This window comes from Azospirillum sp. B2RO_4, from assembly GCF_051124815.1.
Lineage (GTDB): Bacteria > Pseudomonadota > Alphaproteobacteria > Azospirillales > Azospirillaceae > Azospirillum.
Genome location: NZ_CP118486.1, coordinates 541,602 through 565,000, shown reverse-complemented (window position 1 = coordinate 565,000; position 23,399 = coordinate 541,602). Strand labels below are relative to the sequence as shown.

The 23,399-nt window shown below is 66.5% G+C and carries 11 protein-coding genes, 1 tRNA gene, 2 rRNA genes and 1 other annotated feature (1 of these 15 only partly in view); of the genes, 4 read left to right on the top strand and 10 right to left on the bottom strand.

Annotated elements, in window-relative coordinates; all coding sequences use genetic code 11:
* The 3 genes from PWS46_RS16550 to PWS46_RS16540 form a co-directional block, all read left to right on the top strand.
* Positions 1-1,038 (top strand): 23S ribosomal RNA (locus PWS46_RS16550); it begins 1,708 nt to the left of the window's first position.
* A gap of 147 nt (positions 1,039-1,185) precedes the next feature.
* A 5S ribosomal RNA gene (gene rrf, locus PWS46_RS16545) occupies positions 1,186-1,301 on the top strand.
* A gap of 77 nt (positions 1,302-1,378) precedes the next feature.
* A tRNA-Met gene (locus PWS46_RS16540) sits at positions 1,379-1,455 on the top strand.
* On the opposite strand, the gene PWS46_RS16535 is transcribed toward PWS46_RS16540, so the two are convergent.
* Positions 1,412-2,110 (bottom strand): recombinase, encoded by a 699-nt coding sequence (locus tag PWS46_RS16535; protein ID WP_434622047.1) that lies wholly within the window; start codon positions 2,108-2,110, stop codon positions 1,412-1,414. The two genes, PWS46_RS16540 and PWS46_RS16535, sit on opposite strands and share 44 nt — an antisense overlap.
* Before the next feature lie 103 nt (positions 2,111-2,213).
* Here PWS46_RS16535 and PWS46_RS16530 point away from each other — a divergent pair, with 103 nt between their 5' ends.
* A complete protein-coding gene (locus PWS46_RS16530; protein ID WP_434620383.1) occupies positions 2,214-2,369 on the top strand; it encodes a hypothetical protein in 156 nt (51 codons plus the stop codon).
* A 1-nt stretch (position 2,370) separates the two neighbouring features.
* Here the strand turns inward: PWS46_RS16530 and PWS46_RS16525 are convergent.
* From PWS46_RS16525 to pglW, 9 genes are all read right to left on the bottom strand, one after another.
* A protein-coding gene (locus PWS46_RS16525; RefSeq protein ID WP_434620380.1) for an IS3 family transposase occupies positions 2,371-3,602 on the bottom strand; the annotation gives its coding sequence in 2 pieces (ribosomal slippage) (positions 2,371-3,308 and positions 3,308-3,602; 1,233 coding nt in all).
* Positions 3,202-3,318: a sequence feature (AL1L pseudoknot), on the bottom strand. Its footprint overlaps the gene before it by 117 nt.
* Before the next feature lie 134 nt (positions 3,603-3,736).
* Positions 3,737-5,824 (bottom strand): DEAD/DEAH box helicase, encoded by a 2,088-nt coding sequence (locus PWS46_RS16520; RefSeq protein ID WP_434620377.1) that lies wholly within the window; start codon positions 5,822-5,824, stop codon positions 3,737-3,739.
* Positions 5,821-7,137 (bottom strand): BREX system ATP-binding protein BrxD, encoded by a 1,317-nt coding sequence (gene brxD / locus PWS46_RS16515; RefSeq protein ID WP_434620374.1) that lies wholly within the window; start codon positions 7,135-7,137, stop codon positions 5,821-5,823. Before brxD ends, PWS46_RS16520 begins: the two co-directional genes overlap by 4 nt.
* A gap of 10 nt (positions 7,138-7,147) precedes the next feature.
* Positions 7,148-9,844 carry a BREX-2 system phosphatase PglZ gene (pglZ, locus tag PWS46_RS16510; protein ID WP_434620371.1) on the bottom strand — a complete coding sequence of 899 codons (2,697 nt, stop codon included), beginning with the start codon at positions 9,842-9,844 and terminating at the stop codon, positions 7,148-7,150.
* On the bottom strand, positions 9,811-13,560 hold the full coding sequence (locus PWS46_RS16505; RefSeq protein ID WP_434620368.1) for a phage resistance protein: 3,750 nt from the start codon (positions 13,558-13,560) through the stop codon (positions 9,811-9,813). Before PWS46_RS16505 ends, pglZ begins: the two co-directional genes overlap by 34 nt.
* A 91-nt stretch (positions 13,561-13,651) precedes the next feature.
* Entirely contained in the window at positions 13,652-14,443 is a 792-nt protein-coding gene (locus PWS46_RS16500) for a hypothetical protein (RefSeq protein WP_434620365.1), read from the bottom strand.
* A 131-nt stretch (positions 14,444-14,574) separates the two neighbouring features.
* Complete coding sequence (locus PWS46_RS16495) at positions 14,575-15,240, bottom strand: hypothetical protein (RefSeq protein ID WP_434620362.1); 666 nt, start codon at positions 15,238-15,240, stop codon at positions 14,575-14,577.
* Between the two features lie 20 nt (positions 15,241-15,260).
* Complete coding sequence (gene pglX, locus PWS46_RS16490; RefSeq protein WP_434620359.1) at positions 15,261-18,965, bottom strand: BREX-2 system adenine-specific DNA-methyltransferase PglX; 3,705 nt, start codon at positions 18,963-18,965, stop codon at positions 15,261-15,263.
* A gap of 169 nt (positions 18,966-19,134) precedes the next feature.
* Positions 19,135-23,322 (bottom strand): BREX system serine/threonine kinase PglW, encoded by a 4,188-nt coding sequence (gene pglW, locus PWS46_RS16485; RefSeq protein ID WP_434620356.1) that lies wholly within the window; start codon positions 23,320-23,322, stop codon positions 19,135-19,137.
* Positions 23,323-23,399 lie beyond the last annotated feature (77 nt).

The following is a 23,399-nucleotide window of genomic DNA, read 5'->3' as shown; positions in this document are numbered from 1 at the left end:
TGCCGGAAGGTTAAGAGGAGAGGTGCAAGCCTTGAATTGAAGCCCCGGTAAACGGCGGCCGTAACTATAACGGTCCTAAGGTAGCGAAATTCCTTGTCGGGTAAGTTCCGACCTGCACGAATGGCGTAACGACTTCCCCGCTGTCTCCAACACCAACTCAGCGAAATTGAACTCTCCGTGAAGATGCGGAGTTCCCGCGGTCAGACGGAAAGACCCCGTGCACCTTTACTACAGCTTTGCAGTGGTGCTAGGGACTTCATGTGTAGGATAGGTGGGAGGCTTGGAAGCATGGGCGCCAGCTCGTGTGGAGCCATCCTTGAAATACCACCCTTGAAGTCTCTGGCATCTAACCGTGGCCCGTTACCCGGGTCCGGGACCCTGCATGGCGGGTAGTTTGACTGGGGCGGTCGCCTCCCAAAGTGTAACGGAGGCGCGCGATGGTGGGCTCAGAGCGGTCGGAAATCGCTCGTCGAGTGCAATGGCATAAGCCCGCCTGACTGCAAGACTGACAAGTCGAGCAGAGACGAAAGTCGGCCATAGTGATCCGGTGGCTCCACGTGGACGGGCCATCGCTCAACGGATAAAAGGTACGCCGGGGATAACAGGCTGATGACTCCCAAGAGTCCATATCGACGGAGTCGTTTGGCACCTCGATGTCGGCTCATCACATCCTGGGGCTGGAGCAGGTCCCAAGGGTTCGGCTGTTCGCCGATTAAAGTGGTACGTGAGCTGGGTTTAGAACGTCGTGAGACAGTTCGGTCCCTATCTGCCGTGGGTGTCGGAGTTTTGCGAGGATCTGTCCCTAGTACGAGAGGACCGGGATGGACATACCTCTGGTGCACCGGTTGTCACGCCAGTGGCATGGCCGGGTAGCTAAGTATGGACGGGATAACCGCTGAAAGCATCTAAGCGGGAAACCCACCTCTAAACCAGAGCTCCCTTGAGAGCCGTGACAGACCATCACGTCGATAGGAGGCATGTGGACGGGCAGCAATGTCTGAAGCTAAGCCTTACTAATCGCTCGATCGGCTTGATCTCGACCCCACTAACCGCGCCATGCGCAGCAGCAAGCCTGCTCAAAACAGCAGCCTTGACAGCACGCGCCGCAGTTCGATACACACTCCTCCCTCACTTGCACTGAACAAGCGAAGCTTTCGGATAAGCGTCGGTCTTGAGCCTTGGTGACCTGGTGGTCATGGCGAGGTGTCAAACACCCGATCCCATCCCGAACTCGGCCGTGAAAAGCCTCCGCGCCAATGGTACTGCGTCTTAAGACGTGGGAGAGTAGGTCGCCGCCAGGTCACTCAGGCTCAAGAGACGCTAATCCATAAGCACAAGCTTGCATCGTCACCGTCCGTCACGCCATATCAAGAACATCCGCGGGGTGGAGCAGCCCGGTAGCTCGTCAGGCTCATAACCTGAAGGCCGCAGGTTCAAATCCTGCCCCCGCAACCACCGACACTTGACGCCCCGGTTCGAAAGAGCCGGGGCGTTCGTGCGTCTGGGCCTTGCGCATCTGAGCGACGCCTTCGCAGACCGCCATGACACCGGCCAACTCGCCGTGCAGGTCGGCATCCAACCCCGCGCTCGCAGGGGAGGGCGTGAGGACGACGCGGTCGATCATGATCCGCACCATCTCCATCGCCTCGGCGCTGTCCTCGCCGCCAGCGAGGGCCGCCTCCAGCGCTTCCACCTTGCGGCGGTAGAGGTCCGATAGCTGGGGGTGCAGCAGGACCGACGGCAGGTCCGTGCCGTCGCCGTCGCTGGTGGCGAGCAGCCTGGCCTTGTCCGCCTCCAGGATGGTCAGGCGCTCCTTCATCGACTCGTGGTACAGCCCGTCCTCGATCGCCTTCAGGATGCCGGCGATCTTGCGCTCGACCGCCGCCAGTTCGCGCTCACGCGTGCGGCGGTTGGCGTCGCGGTCGGCCGTTGCCGCTTCGACGCCGGCACGGAAGCTGTCGACGAACTCCCGGACCAGCTCAGGCGCCAGCAGGCGCTCCTTCAGCCCGGTGAGGACCCGTCGCTCGACGTCGAAGCGGCTGATGGTGCGGTCGTTGCTGCAGGTGCCTTTGCTGCGATGGGCGGCGCAGCCATAGCGGTCCTTGGCCATGATGGTGTAACCGCCGCCGCAGCACCCGCAGGTCAGCAGCCCCGATAGCAGGAACTTGCGGCGGTGCGCCCGGTTCCGGGCGTTGCCCTGGTCGTCCCGCCCCATGGTGAAGCCGATCGACGTCTGCCGCTCCTTCACCCGCTCCCACAGCGCGGTGTCGATGATGCGCAATTCCGGCACCTCCACCACCTCCCAGGCCTCCGGCGGGTTGGGCCGGGCGACTGAACCGCGCCGGGTTCCCGGAGGCCATTTGGCTTGAGTCACGCCGCCATGGCGACGTCCTCGGTTTGGGCATGATAGCGTGCTTCGGCCTCGGCGGGAGGAATGTTGCCGATGGGTTCGAGGAGGCGTCGGTGGTTGAACCAGTCCACCCATTCCAGGGTGGCGAACTCGACGGCCTCCAGGGTGCGCCATGGCCCGTGGCGGCGGATCATCTCAGTCTTGTAGAGGCCGTTGATCGTCTCGGCCAAGGCATTGTCGTAGGAATCGCCGACGCTGCCCACGGAGGGTTCGACCCCAGCTTCGGTGAGACGCTCGGTGTACCGAATGGCAAGGTATTGCGACCCGCGGTCGCTGTGGTGGATGAGGCCGCCGTCCTTGGCCGGACGACGGTCGTGGAGCGCCTGTTCGAGCGCGTCCAGGACGAAGCCGGCGTGAGCGGTGCGCGACACCCTCCAGCCGACAATGCGACGGGCGAAGGTGTCGATGACGAAGGCGACATAGACGAAGCTCTGCCATGTGGCCACGTACGTGAAATCCGCCACCCACAAGGCATTCGGGCGGAGCGCCTGGAATTGGCGGTTCACTCGGTCCTGCGGACAGGGCGCCGCCCGGTCGCTGATCGTGGTGCGCACCGCCTTGCCGCGTGTCGCGCCCTTCAGGCCCATTTGGCGCATCAGCCGGGCCACCGTGCAGCGTGCCACGTCGATACCTTCCCGCCCCAACTGCCGCCACACTTTCCTCACCCCATAGACCTGGAAGTTTTCATTCCAGACCCGTCGGATAGCCAAACTCAGCTCCGCGTCGCTTCGCGAGCGGGCCGGCGCCTTGGCCGGATCGGTCTTCCGGGCGACATGGGCGTGGTAAGTCGACGGGGCGATCGGCAGCACCCTGCAGATCGGCTCGACCCCGTGGACGGCACGGTGTTCGTCGATGAAGGCGATCATTTCTTGAACGGGCGGTCGAGCTCCGCCTGGGCGAAATACGCCGACGCCTTGCGAAGGATCTCGTTCGCCTGGCGCAGTTCCCGGACTTCGCGCTCCAGCGTCTTGATCCGCTCCTGCTCGTCCGTTGTCGGACCGGGCCGTTTGCCCTGGTCACGCTCGGCCTGCCGGACCCAGTTCCGCAGTGTCTCGGGATTGCAGCCGATCTTCGCCGCAATCGAGCTGATCGCAGCCCACTGCGAGGCATGCTCGCCTTCGTGTTCGAACACCATCCGAACCGCGCGCTCGCGCACTTCAGGGGCGTACTTGGGTGATGCAGGTTTCGTCATGATGACCCCACTCTCTCAGATGATGGGGCCTCCGGGAAACCCGGCGCGGTTCAGCCGAGACTGGGAGGTGCTGGTCTCCCACAAGTCGGAGCAGCCCAGGGACATCCTATGGCTGCGGTCCTGCAGCTAACCGGCTATTCGGCGATCGCGTTTCTTATGAAGCGCATGGGCCGCGATAGCACGTCCGCCACGCCTCTACGGTCGGAGAGTCGCTGGGATAGGACTTCGATGGCCATCGGCTCCGGCAGGCATTGGGAAAACTTCAGATCCCGGACCAAGCCGGCATCGGCGACGGCTTCCAATTGCGTCTGCGAAATGCCGGCCACCGTACGCTGCAACACCGACGCTTCAGCCGCATCGGTTTGGATGGACAAGTCATCATGGCCACGGGTCGCAAGTCCTGACGATGCAAGTGCCTGTGTCAGCATGGCGTTCGCCCGCCCGCCTGCGAAGGTCCACCAACGCAACCGCCCGGATCCGTCGGACACAAGCGGTAGGGAGGCGCCGTCGCAGAAGGCATAACTTTCCTGCAACGACTCCAGGCAGGCCGCTCCCCGCTTCGACAGCCGGGACGGAATGTCTCCGCTGGTCACCACCCGTTCCATGGCTCGACAGAGTGCGAAGCCGAGGCTGTTGGTGCCGCCCATCCAGCGTGAACGTCCCACGTCCGCCGACGGCTCGACGACAACGAGTCTGCGCGTCCAGTCCACGTCGACGACCTGCCAGCTTCTGCCGGCCAGGAGCAGCGTCGTCGGGCGGCCATTGGCTTGTTGCAGGCTCGTGGGATCGACCTGTCCGAGTTCGGAGCCGCCGTATCGTACCGAAAGCAGCAGCGGAGTGGTAAAGGCCGCCATCAATTCCATGAAGTTCCTGCGGCCGAATTCGCGCTCGCCCTTGGGACCCATTCCCAGAATGCCGCCATCCTGCGCCAGGATGCCGGAATCGAGCATATGGGCGATGATGCTGTCCGCCCGATCGGCCGCCAGCTTTCCGAACACGCGGCCCAGAGGTTCTTGCCATCCTCCCGCCTCAAGGCCGCGCTCCTGCAGGATCAGCGCCATGACCTGCTGCGCGAACAGATGGAGCGGGTTTGCCGGCGGCTCCACGGGTTCAACCCATCCGTCCCCCCACAGGCGCAAGATCCCGGCGGCCTGAAGAAAGGCGCTTTCGGAAGTCGCCAGGAACAGGCAGTTGCGCATTGTGCCGGCGCGGCGTCCGGTTCGCCCCATGCGCTGGAGAAAGGACGATACGCTGGACGGGGCGTCGAGCTGGATCACCCGATCGAGGTCGCCGACGTCGATCCCCAATTCCAAAGTGCTTGTGGCGACGATGACGCAGTCGTCGCCGGTGGCGAACGCCTCTTCCGACCGACGGCGCTCGTCGATGCCCAACGAGCTGTGCGAAACGAAGGTCCGTACTCCCGCAGTCCGCAGGAGCGAGCCTAGCTTCTCAACCTTGCTTCGGCTGTCGCAGAAGACGAGGCGCTTTTCGCCGCGATGGAGCCGCGAGAGCACGATCGACGCATTCTCCAGCGACCCGACATGGTCCAGCATCACGTCACCCCCGGCCGGCGGTGCCGGCTGGCCGACGACCATGCCGCCCTCGCCACAGCTCAGCCAGTCGAGCAGATCCTGCGGATTTCCGACTGTGGCGGAAAGGCCGATCCGCTGGATCGGACGGCCGGCGACGCGGGCGAGCCTTTCCGCGACGGCGAGCAGATGCCAGCCGCGATCGTCCCCGGCGAAGGCGTGCAATTCGTCCACGACCAGGGTGCGCAGGCCGGCGAACAACACACGATGATCCACGCGCCGGGAAATCAGGACCGCTTCGAGTGACTCCGGCGTGGTCAGCAGAATATCCGGCGGCTGTCGCAGAATGCGGCTGCGGTCGCCCGCACCGACATCCCCATGCCAGAGGCCGACGCTCCTCCCCACCAGCCCGGCATAATGCCGCAGCCGCGGTTCCAGGTTGTTGAGCAGGGCCCGCAGCGGACAGACATACAGCACGGAAAGGCCGTCCCACCGCTCGGTCAGCATTCGCGACAGGACGGGAAAAGCCGCAGCTTCGGTCTTGCCGCCGGCCGTAGGTGCCAGCAGCAGCGCATTGCGACCGTCCAGGATCGGATCGATGGCCTGGAGTTGGGTCGGTCGCAGGGTGGACCATCCAAGCGAATTGACGATGTGGTGCTGAAGTGCCGGATGGATGTGGTCGAAGGGACTCACAGGTCCAACTCGACGTCGTCCACGGAGCCAGCCGCAATTCCGGCCCGTTCGGCTGCCGTCATCTCCGTCGGCGTCACGGTCAGCGCATAATGTCTGCGAGGATCGAAATCGTCGAACTGGTCGATACGGTCCAGTACGTCGCCGACCAGCTTCTTCAGGAAAAGCCGCGGCGCGACGCCGACCCGCCCGCCGAGTTGCCCGGTCAGCGCCTGTGCGAGGTCGCGGACATAGGTGTCATCGGCCAGTTCGCACAACCGCTCCGCATTGGAGGATCCCTCGGCATAGATGTCCCGGACCTTCGCGCCCAGCCGGCCGAGAAGGTCCAGGTCGAAGCCCGGCAGGCGGATCTGGACGGCCCGTGGATTGTCGAACCGGGCGTCGGTCCCGAAATCGACATGGAGTCGCTGGGCGAGCGGAGGCAACCGCTGGACGCCCTGCGGGCCGTCGTAAAATGGGGGCGTACCGGTCGTCACGACGAACAATCCCGGGAACCGGCCGGCGTCGATTTCATCCACCAGTTGGCGCAGTGCGTTCAGCCCCTTCTCGCGGGTGTCGGTGCGCATGCGCTGAAGCGTCTCCACCTCGTCCAGCACCAGCAGCAATCCGGCATAACCGGAATCGCGGAGGATGGTCAGCAGCCCGGCCAGGAAGTTTGTGGCGCCGAAATGGTCGATTTCCCCTTTGATGCCGGCCGTACGCTTCACCGATGCCGCGATGTTCGGCTGCCCGCCCAGCCAACCGAGCAAGCCGTCGGCCAAGCCCTGATCCTCGGCCACCAAGGCCTGCCGGTAGGCCCTCAGCACGGCCGAGAAGGCAGGTGCCTGCCGTGTCACCGCCGCCAGCCGCTGCTCCAGCAGCGCGTCCGTACGGGCGACCAGCGCTTCGGCATCGGCCGGATCGAGGTCGCCTTCCGCCAGCACGTCCTCTTCCAGCGTATAGAACCAGCCGTCGATTACGTTGCGAAGCGCCCCCTCGCTCGCGTCCTGGGTGGCCAGCCGTTCGGTCATCCTTCGGTAAACGGTTTCCATCCGGTGAAGGGGGGTTTCCGTTTCCGAGATTTGCACCTCGCTGGTGGCGAAACCCCGGCTGCGCGCCCTCTCCTGAAGCCAGCGGCCGAAGAATGTCTTGCCGCTGCCATATTCGCCGCGGATCGCCTTGAATGCGCCGCGGCCGGCCGAGACCCCATTCAGGTCGTCGTCCAGAGCTGGGGCAAAGCGTTCGATGCCGACTGCAAGGACGTCCAGACCGGAGCGGGGAACCGTGCCTCGCCGCAATGCGTCGATGATTTCCGACCGCCTGTGCGGACTCAGCATGACAGTCGCCTCACTGCTTGAGTTCGAATTGCGTGTCGAGAAGCGCGCGGTTCAAGGTCACGGTGCCGGATGCGTCCTCGACCCCCAGCACCTGCACCTGATCCACATTCAAGACACGACGTGCGGCCATGACCAACGATCCCAGACGGACCTGGGCGACGCCCAGCCGCTGGGCCAGGGCGACGCGGCTCAGCTTTCCGCCGCGCTGCGACAGCGCGTCCAGGATCGCACGGATGTCGTCGTCTTTCGGCGCACCGCGGCCGGCAAGCTGCTTTTGCGCCGCATAGACCGGCGATGCCAGCAAGCGGGTGATCCAGTCGGAAGCGGGCGCTGGTGTCGCCGGCTGCGCCGGCACCATGTCGAACAGCGACGGCTGTATGGTTGATCGCTTGCGAGCCGGCGGCGCTTGCGGACCAGGACGCGCGGGCGCGGCGGCGACCGGCATGGGTGGGGGCAGCGCCTCCCACCAATCCGGCTGAACCGGCGGCGCCAGTCGCCAGCCGTCGGGAAACACGCCCGCCGACAATACGGTCAGGGGGACCAGCACCTCCTGCGGGCTCGCTCCTCCGTGATAGCCGTTCTTCCGTCCGCAGTAGCGTATGGTTTCGCTCCAGGGCAGCACGATGTCGTTCTCGCCGCTCGGCGACAGGGTTCTGCCCTTGGAAAATGTCAACTCCCCCACTGCGGCCGGGACCGTGCCGGCTCGCCAGCGACCGTCATCGGCCTTCGCCATCTGCGTCGTGGCTTCCTCGACCAGATGGCCGTGGTCGGCAGTAAGCACAACCACCCGGCCGGCATTGCGGGCTTCATGCAGGATTGGACGCAGCAGATGCAGATCGTCCAGTGACCAGCGCTGGCGCAGTTGCTCCGGTCCATCCAGATGATCGTCGATGGCGTTGTGGACGACGGCCACGATCCGCCGATCGGGTGTGCCGACCGCTTCGCGGACTGAGGGGGCCAAGCTGCCGCCTTCGCTGAGGTCGCCTTTATGGAACAGGATCGGCGGGAGGCCAGCCTTGCCAACCGCCCGAAGGGCGGCATGTTCGGCAAAACCCTTGCTTTCGGTGGACTGGGAGCCGCAAGCCGGGCGTCCGCACAGGAGGCTTGCCCGCGACACGGTGGTGACGGTGGGAAGCATGGCGACGGCCGAGGCCGGTTCCGTCGCTTCCGTCGGACACAACTCGCTCCACCCCGTGTTCATGAAATCGGGCAGCAGTTCGCGGTAGACGGCATGGCTCATCCCATCCATCACCAGCAGCAGCACGGGTGCGCTGGCCGCAAGCGGAGCCACGACCTCCTCGAGCACCCGTTCGACCGGAAGCACGGGCCAAGTGGCAGCCGGTGCGGCGTTCCAGTTCCGCAGCAAGTTGGCAAAGCGTTCGTTCTGTGTCTCACGGCAAATCCGCACCGCCGCGGCGAGGCTGGAATAAGCCGCCGACAGGTCGGCCATCTCGTCGCCTCCCGCCAGGAACCGGCGGGCCAGATCGACGAACGCTCCGTCGCGTGCATAGTCGAGGACGCCGTCGGCGAAGGACTGAGGTGCGGATCGGGCGGTCACGAGCCAGCGCACCAGACGCAGCGCCATGGCCACCTTCTCCGCCCGTCCCCTCTGGTCCGCTGCCTGGTCGTGGGCGGCGACGCGGACGGCAGCGGATTCCAGCGCCTGGAGGGCAGCGGCATCGGGAAGGGATGGAAGCGCCCGCGTCAGCTCATCGGCGAAGGCGCGCAGGCGAGCCTGGAAGCCGGCCAGCAGGATCGGACTCGTAACGGCAAATCCCCCGGCATGCACCTGCTCGAGGAGGGAATCCGCACGCTCCAGCAACCTGCGCCGCGTGGCTTGATCGAGCGGACGGAGGGCGCCTGCCGCCGCCGCCGCCCACGCCCTGCCATGATCGGCCGCGATCCGTCGCCCACCCACGAACGGTTCGAGCCGCACGGCGGCCGCGGTCAACTCGCTGAGGTGCCAGGACGTTCCGAAGACGACCCCGGCGACAAGTCCCAGCGGCAGTGCGTCGGCACCGAAACCGCTGTCGATGCATGCCGTCACCAAGCTGCCGGCCGGGCCGGCGGCCTCCGAAAGCCACGAAGCGATCCCGCTGCGCGTCGCCGGCGGCAGCGAGGTGAATCGGGCCAACGCTCCGTCGCCGATGCTCCAGCGCAGCAGGGCTTCCGCATCGGGCCGTGCGAAGGGCAGGCCGAGCAGCCGGTCCAGCAGGTTCGCCCATGCCGTATCGGCATCGAGCAAGCCGCCCGGCACCGGTGGATAGGGGCCGCGATGGGAATGTTCCAGCAGCAATTCGGCCAGCCAGGGCTTGCCGGAAATACGGGGGTCGATATTGCGGGCCTGGAAAGCCTCCCGCACCATCTCCCATGCCTCCACGGTCAGCAGCCGGGCCTTGGCAAGGCGGGCCACGACATCATCCCCGAGCATCTCGGAGGAAAGGTTGGTCAGCAGCACGACGCCGGTGTCGCCGTCACGTTCCGTCAGGGCCTGACGGGCCGCAAGGGACGATTCGCACCAGACGAGAGTGAAGGCACGGCCGGCGCAGTCCAGCCGCTCCGGCCAAGCCTGACGGTTCGGCGACCGGATGCCGAGCGCCCGGACCTGGGGGTCGTGCCTGACGACAGCCTCGACCTGGGCACGGATTTGCGCGGTCGTGGGTGCCGGCAACGTCACGGGCGCCTGCCCTTCCTGACGATTTTCCAAGACAGGTTCAGTCGATAGTCCGGATGCCCGTCCAACTCCCGCTTCAGCCGGTCGAGCAGGTCGGCAGCCTCGCCGGACGACAGGTTGCGCCGGTCGTCCACCGTGATTACGACGTCGTCGGGTTCGACCAGCGGCTCCGCCGACGCGACGATGGGAGGAACGGCCATCGTTCCCTCGCCGAAGCCCATGTCCGGCCGCGTTGTCGGCGGCGGCGGCGGCGGCGCCGGTTGAGCGGGGGCCGTGTCGGTCAGCAGCTTCAGCGCGCGCCCATGCAGATCGTCGAGCGACGGCTTGAGCAAGACGGCACGCTCGTCCATCGACAGGGTTTGGCCGATGCGGTCGAGGATGGATGCCGCGGCGGCCTGCCGGTGGTCGGCCAGTTGCCGAAGCGTCTCGAACACCTTCCAACTGGAGTCGCGAAGGGCCGGCCCGACCTCGCCGGCGGAGGTCAGGGTCTTGGCGACGTCGGTCTCGGTGGTCCGCAACTCCGCGCCGGCCAGCGCCGTGATGACCTTTTCCGAAGTTGCCGCACCGATGGCGACCAGCAGCGCCTGCGCGGAGCGGGCGGTGGTCATCCGGTTGGCGTCGTCGGCATTGATCCCCAGCGCCGCCAGCCTGTGGCCGAGGTCGCGGACCAGGGCTTCCAGCTTGGGACGCAGGTCGGCCGCGCGTTCCGCGATCTGGGCGGACAGCTTGGCGACGTTCGTCGCATTGCGCAGGTCCGGAGGCACCAGGCCGAACAGGGAAGAGGCCCGTTGCACCGCCAGGCGCCAGTCTTCTTCCGGCGGCAGCGCCTGTTCCCGCAGCTCCAGCTCGTTGTCGAGAGAGTCCAGCGTCGGCCGGATCAGGGCGGTGCCCTTGAAGAAATTGCGGTTGGTCTGTTCGGCATAGGTGAGGATGACGAGGTTCTGCACCTCGGCCGATACGCCCATCCGTTGCGGCTCGTCCATCCAGGCGCGCAGGGACTTGACCGTCATGGCGCCGCCCTGTTGTGCGTGCTTCTGGGCGAAATGGGAGCGCCAGTGACGGGAAAGGACGAAATGCGTCTCGCCCATCTCCCCCAGCTTCAACGGGTTGGCGATGGCGCGCATGGAGTCGCGTATCGCCTTGTCGGCGATGAACACGCGCCCTTCCGGGTCGGCCAGCGCCCGCTCGATGTCCGGCTGCAGCTTGCGCAGGGCCAGCGGCTTGACCTCGGTCCCGAAGTTCGGGTGGGCGGGGTAGAGATAGCCGAACAATTGTTCCAGCAGTTTCTCGAAGGCCGCCTTGAAGTTGGCGCCCACCGGCAGCGCCGGCTTGAAGCCGTTCAACGACTGCAGGTGCTGGGACGCCTCCAGCGGGGCGCCCACCGCATCCGACGGTTCGCTGGCGATGCCGTAGACGACCTCCAGGCAGGCGCGCAGGCGTTGCTGGAGCTGGCTGCGCTGGTTGGCGAGGAGTGCGCGCGCCTGATCGCGGTCGACCGCCGACAGATGGCGGGCGTGGTCGGCGAAGCGTTCCCCCGTCAGCAGGTGGTTCAGCTTCACCAGCGTGCCGAGGTCGCGCATCGCCTTCTCGCTGAGGAAGGACGGCAGCCAGACGATGGTGTCGGAGCGCCCGACCGGTCCGTCCTTGAATTCCTGAAGACGGGCGATGTCGTCGGCGGGCCAGCGGTTCGGTTCGTCGAACGGGAAATCGAAGATGACCGACCACGCGCCGTCCTGGTTGCGCAGCCGGTCGTCGGTCATTTCCCGGACATTGTCGTAGACGATGTTGATCTGCCGCCGGATGCCGCGCCAGACCATCGAATATTCGAGGAAGAAGCCGTCGCTGTCCGGCGGCAGCCCCAGCATCTCGAACAGCATGGAGCGGACGAGCCGGCGGCGGTTGCCGGGATTGTCCTCGCTCGCGACGCTGGCCAGGATCGGGTCGGTGTCGACGCCGGTGATCTGGATCGAGATGACGGGGTTGGCGTCCTCGGTGGTCTTGATCTCCCCGACCTCGCCGCCCCAGCCCTTCAGCTTGGTCAGCACCATGTTGTTTTCGCGGCCGGGAATCGGCGAGCGTACGCTGCCATGGTTCAGCGCGGCCAGCCGCGGCGCGGTCAGGCCCTTCAGCGCCTCCACCTCCGGCACCAGGGCGGCCAGCAGCAGGGTCTTGATCAGCCGCGCGTCGTTGCGCAGCGCCTGCGCCTTGGCGGGATCGGCGGTTTCCGCCTCCACCTCGGCCCAGCTGACGCCGTTCTGCCGCTCCAGCAGGGGAAGCAGCTTGGTCCGATAGAGCTTCTTCGCATTCTCGAAATGGAACTTCATTGCATCGGAGAAGGGTTCGTCTCCCTCTGCAATTTCGTCAAACAGGTCGCCGACCGGAATGATCTGGCCCAGCCGAAGCTCGTTCCGCCTTTTGATGAGTAGTTGCGACATCAACTTCAGCGCGGTGCGCTCACGCTGCAGCACCGACGACACCGCGATCAGCGTCTGCACCAGCGCCGGGCTGAACGGGTAGACTTGCCGGAACATCGCCTGTTCGCCGGTGGAGCCCAGCAGCGTGTCCAGCACCTCACGCCGCACCTTCAGGAAATCGTCGAAGGCGCCGTCCAGTGTCTCCTCGGCTGTGCGGGAAACCGGCCGCAGGACGCGCTTCTGCGCGATCAGCGGCAGGTTGCGGTCCTCCAGAGTGATGCGGTGGAAGCGCGCCTCCCAGTGCTTGAGCACGTCGGCGAACTGGAGCTGCAGCGCGCCGGCCAGGTTCTGGCCGACCAGTTCGCGCAGGTCGCGCTGGCGGGCGATGAAGCTGACCAGCGGGATCGGGCGGCTGTTCAGCGCCTCCACCAGCTTCGACAGCTTGGAGCCTTCTCGCGAGACGAAATTGACGTCGGCCGCATGGGTGGCGAGCCACAGGATCAGCTCGTCCAGGAACAGGATCACCGCGTCGTAGCCCAGCGACTGGGCATGGCTACTCATGATCGCCAGCCCTTCGTCCAGAGAGACGAAGGCGTTGCCCTTGTTGGCAGCAACATCTGCATAGCTTTTGAAGAAGACGCGTATGAGGTCGGCGATCAACCGCTGACGCTCATCCCCCGTCACTGGCTGGGCTATGGCGGCGTCGAAGCTATCGGCGTCCCACAAACCAGAGTCGAGTGTGCCCCAGCCGTCGTCACTTTCGCCATTCTCCCCTTTACCGGCGTTCAGTTTGGAGAAAAAAGCACTGTCACCCCAAGTCACTCGATGATCCTGGGCGTTTGCAAACAGCTTTTCCGACAGGTAGAATCCGGGCACCGGCGCGTCGGGGTGCAAGCGCCGCACATGGCGGGCATACTGGCCGAGGATCGCCGATTCCAGGTCGCTGGCCCCGATCATGTGGTAGGGGACCAGCAGGAAGCGTCGGCCCTGGATCCACTCGTCGTGACGGACCACCACCTTGGCCAGTTCGGGGATCGAGCGGGCGTCCGGATCGCCGGCCAGCAGCAAGGTCAGCACCGCCATGAAATGGCTTTTGCCCGACCCGAAGGAGCCGTGCAGGTAAGCCGCCTTGCTGGTCCCGCCGGTGACCGCCCCCTTGATGAAGCCCAGCGCGTCGTCGAAACACAACTCCAGCTGCGGCGTCACGACGTAATCGCGCACCGTCGCCTTGGCATGGCCCAGCCCGTCGGCCAGCTTCAGGACGAAGTCGCCCTGATGCACGCGCTCCGGGATGTCGATCAGGTCCCTGATGAGGGGACGGGCGTCGGTGGTCATACGGCAACTCGGTCCGGGGTACGAAGAGGGCGGAGAATAGAAAAGCCGGGATGCGGCCGCCACAGCTTTCCGGCGGCCGCATCCCTGCCGGTCACCCGGCGGTTGCCCCGGCCATGCCACCGGCGGAGACGCCGACCGTCTCGACCTCCTCGATCAGCAGGCAGGCGCCGGGGGTCCGTTCGAACTGGCGGACGATTTCGACGCTGGGCGGCCCCATCAGGCCGAAGGTGACATAGGTCTCCAGCTCCACCCGGCGCTGGTTGAAGCTCTGGGCCACCTGCTTCAGCACGGGGATCAGGGTCTTCAACGCCTTGCGCTGTTCCGGACCCATCTCCAGCGTCGGCGAATCGACGGTGAAGGGGTCACGGAAGGGCTTCTGCAATGCCGCGACCATCTCGTTGTGGGCCTTGATGCCGGCGTCCATCGCGTCCAGCCCCTCTTCCGGCCCCAGCAGGAGCCATTGCGAGCGGGCGCGGGCGATGCTGGCGATGGCGTGCTGCAGCACCAGGGTGATGAACATGTCGGTGTCGTGCAGCGCGTCGCCGCGGGACAGCGCGTCCTTCATCACCCGGCGGAAGAACAGCGCGCCCTCGTTGATCGAGGTGTCATAGGGCAGGACCGACTGGCCCAGCTTGTGCGCGCTCTGCGCCCCTTCCAGCCCGGCCAGCATCTTGGACTGGATGGCGGCGATGCCGGCATCGCGCAGCCAGTCCACCTTATGGTCGGTCTTGGCGCTCCGCTCCAGGATGGCTTCGCACTGCTGCGACACCGCGGTCAGCTTGGACGCCAGCATCGTGAATCCGGCCACCATGATGGCGGTGTTGACCGCCTGCAGGCCGACCATGACGGCGGGGTTGGCGAGGCCGATGGCCTGTTGGGCCATTTGCGTGACTTGCATATGGCCGACGATATGGCCCTGTTGGTCACGGATTACGCCGCCCGTGACCTTGTAAATCCCGGATAAAACGTCCGCCTGGAGTTGCTCCGGGACTTTCATGACATACTGAACGACGCTCATCCCACCACCTCCATTTCGTCGGCCATCGCGGCGCACCACAGGCGCATGCGCGCCTCGGCGATCGCCATCACGCATTGCCCGGTCATCTTGTGGTTGGGACCCATCATGTCCCACAGCGTCCAGGCCGCGGTCAGGCCGATCCCGACCGGGCCGGTGACGACCCCGATGGCGCGGAGAAGGCCGAAGCCGGCGGCGGCCTTGGCGACGGTGCCGAGCGTGCTGCTGCCCATCTCGCCCGCATCGACCCGCTTCTTGACCATCAGCCGTTCCATGTCGAACACGCTGGTGGTTTCCGTCACCTCGATCTCGGCCTTCTCGCACAGCTCCGCCACCACGGCGCGGTAGCTGCGCGGCTCGTTGGCGTCCTTCAGGTCGTGGCTGCCCCACCAGCGGATTTCTTCGACGATCTGCGGGATGTAGCGGTGATGGTCGCCGCCGCCCGTCTTGTAGGCGTCGGAGTCCTTGAGGGGCTTGCTCTTGGTGATGAAGTCCTTCTCGACCAGGATCTTCACCAGCGGGTCGAGGTCGGAACGGCCGAACGCCCCGAGCACGACCGAGAGGTCGTCGGATTCGAGGCGTTCGGCCCGGCTCATGATCGGGCTGGGCGGCGGTGGGGCCGCCCCTTGCGCGACCAGGGCATCCAGGTCCAGGGGTTCGGGCATGCGGGCGCTTCCTTAGCTGGTCACGACGCCTTTCTCCGGCCACGGCGGGCGGTGGCGCGCGCCGGCGGGGTCCACGACCGCAGATCGTCGATGGTCAGGCCCAGCGCGCGCGCCTCGTCCGCCACGAAGTCCCGGTAGTAGCTGCCCAGCCCGACGCCGAAGTCAGGGTTGTAATCGTTGTGCCATTGCAACAACCAGGGCACAAGCTCCTGTACGCCCGCCAGCAGCGGAATCAACCGCTCCGCGCCCCAGCCTTCGTTCTCCTTCATGGCAAGATAGTGGGCGGCCAGCGCAGTCGCCTGCTGGAGGTGGTCGTAGCCGGCCCAGGCGACCATCAGGCTGCCGTCGGCGTCGCGTTCGGCGAAGGGGTAGCTGACGAAGCGTTCCTTCGGCACGTCCAGCCCGCCGCGCAACCGCCAATAGTCGGTCTTCTGGAAGTCGGGCGTGCGGTATTTCGGCGGGACCGGAATGTCGCCGACCTCGCGCGCCTTCATCTCCTTCGCCTGTTCCGGGGTCAGCCGGTTCGGATCGCCCTCCGGCAATCCGGTGCGGGCGTCGATGGCGTCCTCGCGGCGCTGAAGCTCCCAGGTCTCCTCCCAGGCGCGGCGCTTGCGCAGGCCGTCCTCGCTGTAGCGCAGGACCGGCAGGAAGGGGACGGACTCCGCCGCCACGAGGTCCGCCACCAGCGGCGCCACCTGGAAGTCGGGGCGGCCGGTGTACAGCTCCGCCATCGCCATGAAGTCGGCGTCGCGCCGCGCCATGTCGGCCAGCCGCGACACCGGCAGCAGCGAGGGTTCCCCCGACCAGTAGCGGCCATCCTCCAGCCGGTCGAGCAGCCAGTCCTTCAGCGCCGCCTGTTCCCGCTTGGTCCAGCCGGCGTCGAAGCCCTGGTCGTCCCACTGCCAGCGCCGCTTGTATTCCGGCCGCTCGACCAGACCGATCCAGCGGTTGTCCTCGATCAGCGCGATGCGCCGTTCGACCAGCGCCCGGTAATCGGCCGGCCAATGGGCGGGGATGTCGGTGACGGGGGTGGAGCCGTGGCGGTCGAACCACGTCGTCCCCAGCTCGCCGTCGGCCATCTTGCGGGCCATGACGATTTCGAAGGCGCGCTCGCCCAGATCGACCTCCGGCGGGGCCGGATGCTCGGCATCCTCCTCGAGCAGGCCGTAAAGGCGGTAGCAGCGGAAATCCAGCTCCTCCTGCAAGGCGATCATGCGGCGGCGGATCGACCGCGCGCGCGCCTTCGCCGCGTCCAGATCGGCGCGGGTCGGCAGGGCACGGGCGATCACCGCCTTCGGCAGCGCGTCGGTCAGCTCACGGGCGAGCCCGTCCAGCGCGGTGGCAAGGTCGGTGGGGTAGGGCTCGGCGAGGGGGAAGGATTGAAGTTTGGTGGCGTTGAATTGATAGAAATCCTCGAAGGGGTCGGTGCGCTGGCGAGCGCCTTTTTGATCTACAGTGCTCCCTTTGTTATGGCAAACTTGCTTCAACCAAAAGCAGGCGGCGGAGCTGTTGAGTATTCCTAGAACTGAGAGATAATCTTCTTCTGGTGCGTCTTCCGAAAATTTAATAACTGGCGCTGTGCGGTTGAATACCTTTCCCCCGCGACTAAGAACGAAGTGGTTGTGCGTAGATACTTCTCCAAAAGTAATAGTTAGAGATGTGCGGTATCGTTCTGCAACCCAGCGATACCATGACCACCAAGGCTCACCTAAATCATCTCGCGTCCTGTTGTTGAAACTAATCACAGATCTTGCTGTGACCTTATATTTCCAAAGATACTTCCCCCAAATGCTCGATGCGTCATACTGGATCAAATCCTGCCTTCGGTCGTACGGGACCAGAGCCATATTTAGTCCGTCTGCTTCCCAGTCCCTTACGTCTTCACCGACGATGATTGGTCGGACAAGAATCTTACTTACACCAAGCCGCTCAAAATACCTTGAATCGGTAATGAAAGCCTCATCCATGCCAGTGAAGCTAGCAAAGCCAAGCTCACGAACCTGACGAGTTGTTGGCCGTCCACCCGCTCCAACGACGACTTGGCGAAATCCAATTATCGCTTCTAGAATTTTTGATGAGGCATCTTCTATCTGCTGCTTAACGTCATTTGTTCCACCCCCTCCTATGCTCCAAGGGTGCTTTTTGAGTCCGCTTCTAGTTAAATCAGCGACGCTGACAAAATTGCCTTCTGTTCCGGCTTGGTCGATTCCATCAATTATCGATGACCAAACAAGACCACGGCTTGGGTCTTCCGGTGCGCCCGGTTCACCTTTAATACCCATGACAGCTCTTACTTCGGACCCGACCGGCCGCCGATTACGCCCGAACAGGATGACAGTCGGAGTTCCATGACCGGGGATGTAGGCTCCAGCGGTATCGATCACATGAGTTAGATCGACATGCGGCAAGAATGATTCGATGAGTTTCTTGCCGAACTCTCTTTTCATAAAGGAGTTGGCGGTAATCATCCCCGTGTATCCGGCCGATACCTCTTCATCACCTGCGCAAGCTAAATCCCAGAATCGCTGAGTGAATGGAACACCCAGAGAATACTTCATGTGACAGGCGGAATATCGATCCCGATATGCCTGATTAAGAACTTGATCCTTAACAATAATATACGGCGGGTTCCCCACGACCGCGTGATACTGCCGCCCCAAAAGCAGGTCCAGCGCCTCGCGATCCTCCTCCTGGTAGACGTGGGTAAGCCCCTCCTCCGGCATCAGCGACAGCTGGTTGCCGCGCACCTCCATGAAGCGCTTGCCGTGCAGCAGGCTGTCCCCGACTGCCACCGACACCCGGAAGTCGGGGGCGCCGCGCAGGCCGGCGATGCCGCAGGCGGTCAGCGCCGCGATCAGCAGGCGGAAGCGGGCGATGGCGGCGGCGAAGGGGTTGATGTCCACGCCGCAGACGGCGTCCAGCGCCTTCTGCGCGCTGTCGCGCGGGTTGCGGGTCGGCTCGTGCAGGGACCACAGGCCGAACAGCCGGCGGAAGGCGCCCAGCAGGAAGTGGCCGGAGCCGCAGGTGGGGTCGATCAGCCGCACCTCGCGGAAGCCGAACTCGCGCACCGCCGGGTCCAGCGTGCGGTCGAGGATGAATTCCTCGACGAACTCCGGCGTCTGCAACAGGGCGAAGCGCTTGCGCGCCGCCTCCGACAGATCCTGGTACAGGTCGCCCAGGAAGCGGGTGCCCAGCGCGTCGTCGGTGAAGTCATGGACCAGCACGCCGCTGTCGGGGTCGCGGCGCTGCCAGAACTCGCGCAGCAGGATGGCGCCGTCGCCCGACACAGGCAGCCGCCACAGCGGGTTGTGGCGCCGGTCGAACAGGGCGCCCAGCCCCGGCAGCTCCGCCGCCTCGGCGAAGCAGGTCAGCAGGAAGTCGCGCTCCTCCCCGGTCGGGTTGGCGCGGAACCACGCCTCGTGCCGGTCGCGCGCCATCTCCAGCCGCTCCCCCGGTCCCGACAGCCAGGGCCGGTCCACCAGCCCGTTGTCCTCGACGAAGCGCAGGAAGACGCAGCCCAGCACCCAATGCACCGCCGCCTGCGTCACCTCCTCGTCCAACCAGGCGGTATAGGCCTGGGCGGTGCGCCTGGCATCGCGCGCCGCCTGCCAGTCGGCCCGCAGCTCGGCGTCGAGCGCGGTGCCGGTCACCCGCTCCCGGATGTCGGTTTCCAGGCTGCGCAGCAGGCGCTTCAGGTCTTTCAGCAGGGCGGTGGCGTCGATCATGGGATTTGCCGGTCGCTGTCTTCGAAAGTGGTATGGGACTTGGGCCGCTGGAATAGCACAGGGACGGGGGCGGGCGCTATGAACACGCGCCGCCGCCCTTGGCGTCCGCTACCTTGGGGTGCGGCAGGAGAGGGGTGCCGAGGTCACGCCGTCCTGTCACGCCGTCCTGTCACGCCGCCGGGCGGCTGCCGGCGCGGTGGGCATTCTCGATCCAGGTGACCGACAGGCGCGCCCACTGGCTGCCGTCGATGACCGGCACTGCCTTTCCGCCGATGGTCGGCAAGCCGCCATCGGGCAGCGGCAGCAGCAGCCACAGCCCCGGCGGGCCGCCCGCCGTGCCGGAGGCGTCGCGCAGCAGTTGCAGGCGGTCCATCAGCCCATAGCGGGCGAACAGGCCGCAATCGGTCAGCAGCACCGGCTCCCCGGCGGTCATCAGCGCCTGTTCCACCTTGGGCACGGCGAAGCCGATCAGCCGTTGCAGGTTGCTCCAGTCGCGGCTCTGCGGATCGGCGGCGTCGGCGCGCAGCACCAGCGACCAATCCACCTTGCGCCCGGCCGCCTCCGCCCGCATGGCGTCCAGCATCAGGCGGTCGAGGCTGAGGCGTTTCAGCGGGAAACGTTCCACCAGCGCCCGTTCCGCCTCCTGATAGCGGCGGGGATCGACGGTCAGCGCCAGGAAACCGCCGGTGCGCCGGGCATAGGCCATCTTGTCTTCCAGTTGGCGGGCGGCGAGGACGTCCGGCGTCTCGTCCACCGCCGGCCCCTCGGTCATCAGCCGGTGGATGGAGCTGTAGCCGGACGAATGGCCGGGGCTGGCGGTGTCGGCGTAATAGCCGGGCTCACTGTCGCCGGCCTCGGGGCCGATGCCGTGCTCGCGCCATGTCCGGCCGATCCCCGCCTGTTCCAGCAGGCCGTCCAGCGCCGGGCGGGTGGGCAGCGGGGCGGCGTCGGGATAGCGGCCGCGCACGCGCTCGCGCAGCTGCTCCTCGGTCAGCATGCGGGGGCCGAGCAGGGAGCCGGCGGCCAGCCGCAGCGTGCGGTCCGGCACCATGCCGCGCGGGTATATCTCCCCCTTGCTCGACAGGGCGGCATGGGTCGATACCGCGACCGCCAGCGCGCGCAGACGGGCCAGGGTGGGGCGGGGGGCGGCATCCTCCCGCTCCAGCACCGGCCAGCCCAGCGCCTCCAGCTCCTCATGCACCCGCTGCGGCGGGGCCAGCGGGTCGAGGGCGGCGAGACGGTCGGCGGCCTGCCCGAGTGTCCGGGCGTGCTGCGCCAATTCCGCCGCCTCGGCGACCAGCGGCGTCGAATCGGCGCCGAACAGCAGGAAATGCGGCTCCTCCAGCGCGCTCTCGGTTTCGATGGCGGCACGGAGGACCGCGCCGGCCAGCTGCAGGCGCTCCGCCTCGTCGAGCTTGGCGGAGCCGCGCATGGCGAGGACCTGCGGCGTCAGCTCCGCCACCGTCATCACGCCGCCATGCAGTTTCAGCAAGGCGCGCAGATCGGTGCGCAGGGTGCCCAGCGCATTCTCCTGCTGCCAGCGCTCCCGGCCCTTGGCAAGCGCCGCGGCGACGGCGGTGCGGGCGATGCCGCAACGGCTCGCCACCTCGCCGACCGACGGCCAATCCTGCGGCGTCCCGGCCGTCTCCAGGCCGAGGAAGACGGCGAGCACCTGATCCTCGGTCGTTTCCTCGCCCAGTGGACGGCGGGGGATCAGCATCTCGGCCAGCCGGTCGATGCTGGGGCGGTCGGTGTCGGCGGCGCCAAGGTCGGTGGGGGCGGGCGTGCCGGGAACGAGATCCTGGCGAAGCTGCGCCAGCCGCTTCGCCTTCAGGCGGATTTCCTTGCGGATGCGGTCGCCGACGCCGCTCGCCAGCCGGATGTTCCGGCGGGGCACCTCCAGCAGGTCGCGCACGCTGTGGACGCCCATGCGGTCGAGCACGTCCTGCGCCTCGACGCTGTAGCCGAGGTCGGCGATGGGGCTGGCGGCGGTGACGCGGCGGGCGATGGCGTCGAAGCCGTCCGGGTCGTCCGGGGCGGTCACCGCCTCGTCGAACACCCGGCTCCAGGCCCGCTGCATGTCCTCCGCATTGTCGAATCGCTCGCGCGGGGTGCGGCGCAGCGCCTTGTCGAAGAAGGCGGTCAGCCCCTCGCGCAGGTGCGGATCGATGCGGTCGGACGCGATGGTCGCCTCGTCGTCGATCATCGCCGCGTCGCTCTGCCCATCGCCCCAGCTGGGCAGCAGGCCGGTCATCATCTCGTGCAGGGTGACGGCGGCGGCGAAACGCTCGGCGCTGAGATCCCAGCGCGGCGGGCGTCGCAGGACCAGGAAGGGGTCGAGATAGGGGCGGGTCCCCGCCTGGATGTTGTCCGGGGAGGTGCGGGCGAGCGAGAAGTCGAAGAGCACCAGCCGTCGGCGCTCCTTCCCCTCGGTGATGCCGATGTTGTCCGGCTTGATGTCGCGGTGGGCGACGCCCTTCTGCTCCAGATGGTCGACGGCGCTCAGCAGCTCCTCGCCGAAGCGGCGCTTGAGGTCCAGCGACAGGCCGCCGGGCGTGCGCAGCAGCTGGGCCAGGGTCTGGGGGCCGGCGCTTTCCATCAGGATCGCCGTCCGTCCGGCGACGGTCAGCGTGCGGTGTGCCGAGACGATGTTGGTGTGGTGCAGCTTGCCGAGCGCCGCGGCCTCCGCCTCCAGCCGGTCGTTGTGGGCGGGGTCGAGCGCCACTTTCAGCACCAGTTCCCCCTCCTCGCCGTCGGGCTGGACCAGCAGGGCGTCGGCCGAGGCGCCGCGGCCCAGACGGCGGACGACGGTGAAGCCGCCCTCCAGCCGCTCGCCGGGCTTGGCAGAGGACGGATCGACGGTGGTTTCCGGCGTGCCGCGCTGCAGATCGCGCTCCACCTCCGCCAGCCGTTCGAGGAACTCGTCCATCGAGGCGATCCGCATCGGCACCTCCGGATGGGTTCCGATGCGGATCAGGTCGACGAGGCTCTGCATCGCCCCGTCGACCACGTCGGAAACCAGCAGCCCGGACCCGGAGCGCAGCCGGGCGGCCAGTTCGAGCGGGGAGGGGGCGGGCGGCTGGCCGGTGAACAGGTGGTAGGCGATGGCGGCCAGCGAGAACACGTCGTGGTGCGGACCGGACTGCGGCCCGCCGCTGAGCGCTTCCGGTGCGATGTAGACCTTTGCCGGATCCTCGACATAGCTGTCCAGGTGGCTGGTGCCGGTGGTGGCGTGGGTGGTTCCGGCGGCCGATGCTTCCCGCGCCGCCGTCTGCCAGTTCATGATCTGCAGCCTGGGCAGCGGCTGGTCGACGTCCCGGACAAGGATGCTGTGGGGCGACAGGGCGCGGTGGAACAGCCGCTTGCCGTGGGCGTATTTCAGGGTTTCCGCCAATTGGCGGATGATGTGCAGCCGCAGTTCCGCTCCCATCCGGTCCAGATGGTCGCGCATCAGCAGGTCGAGCCGGATCGCCCGGGGATCGTGATCGAAGATCAGCGCCGGACCGCGTTCGGTGTCCCTGTAGTCGCGGACCCGCAGCAGGCCCGGATGGTCGATGCCCTCCAGGACCTGGAACTCCCTGACCGCCATCCGGCCGAGCGCGCGGCGCGCCTCCTCGTCGGACGCGGAGCTGTAGGGATAGAGGCGGATGCGTCGCGCCACGTCCAGGGTGACGTGGCGGCCCTCCCAATCCTGCCAGCCGTCACCCTCGGCCAGGATGCGCTTCAGCTCGTAGTCGCCGATGCGGCGGTCGCGCAGGGACGGGCGGATCCCGGCCTCGGCGATCGCCCGGCGCACCATGTTGGCCTGTTCGGCCGTTATCGGCGGGTGCGGCCTCGCGGTCTGCAAGCCGTTGTTCAGGGCGTTGATGATGCCGCCGCCCGACCTGGAGGGCCGCCGGCCGAAGGTGGACAGGGCCGTGGATGGATCGACCTGCCAGTCCAGCCCATCGGCGGACAGGAAGATCACCGCCGGGACATAGGGCAGGCCCAGCCTCAGCCGCTTGACCACGTTCTGCCGCTGCAGCAAGCCCTTCAGGCGCTTGGCCTTGCGGTTCGCCAGGATCAGCGGATTGTCGTCCGTGCGGCGGCGCCCGTCGGTGGTCCAGGTCCAGCTGTGGGCATCGCCGTCCAGCCGGCCCGGGCGGCTCTTGATTTCAACCAGGAACAGGCCGTGCGGCGACAGGACAAGCGCGTCGACCTCGTTGACCTTGCCCTCATCGTCGATGAATTCGATGTTGGACCAGGCGTACCACGGATCACGGTCGGGCAGGTGCGCGCGCAGAAACTCCAGCGCCTCCCGCTCCCAGGGGAACGGGGACTCCGTGATCGTCAGCCAGCGCTGTGGACCCATCGCCATGAGGTACCTCTTCCTGCAAGCGGCGGCAGGATGCGACAGGCGAGGGCGCAGGTCCAGAGCCGGGTTGTGTTTCCTGA

Excerpts from the sequence above, each read along its gene's own strand:
- PWS46_RS16535 (WP_434622047.1), bottom strand. The coding sequence starts at position 2,110 with ATGGCCAAGGACCGCTATGGCTGCGCCGCCCATCGCAGCAAAGGCACC.
- PWS46_RS16530 (WP_434620383.1), top strand. The coding sequence starts at position 2,214 with ATGGTGAAGCCGATCGACGTCTGCCGCTCCTTCACCCGCTCCCACAGC.
- brxD (WP_434620374.1), bottom strand. The coding sequence starts at position 7,137 with ATGCTGAGTCCGCACAGGCGGTCGGAAATCATCGACGCATTGCGGCGA.
- PWS46_RS16505 (WP_434620368.1), bottom strand. The coding sequence starts at position 13,560 with ATGACCACCGACGCCCGTCCCCTCATCAGGGACCTGATCGACATCCCG.
- PWS46_RS16500 (WP_434620365.1), bottom strand. The coding sequence starts at position 14,443 with ATGGCCCAACAGGCCATCGGCCTCGCCAACCCCGCCGTCATGGTCGGC.
- PWS46_RS16495 (WP_434620362.1), bottom strand. The coding sequence starts at position 15,240 with ATGCCCGAACCCCTGGACCTGGATGCCCTGGTCGCGCAAGGGGCGGCC.
- pglX (WP_434620359.1), bottom strand. The coding sequence starts at position 18,965 with ATGATCGACGCCACCGCCCTGCTGAAAGACCTGAAGCGCCTGCTGCGC.
- pglW (WP_434620356.1), bottom strand. The coding sequence starts at position 23,322 with ATGGCGATGGGTCCACAGCGCTGGCTGACGATCACGGAGTCCCCGTTC.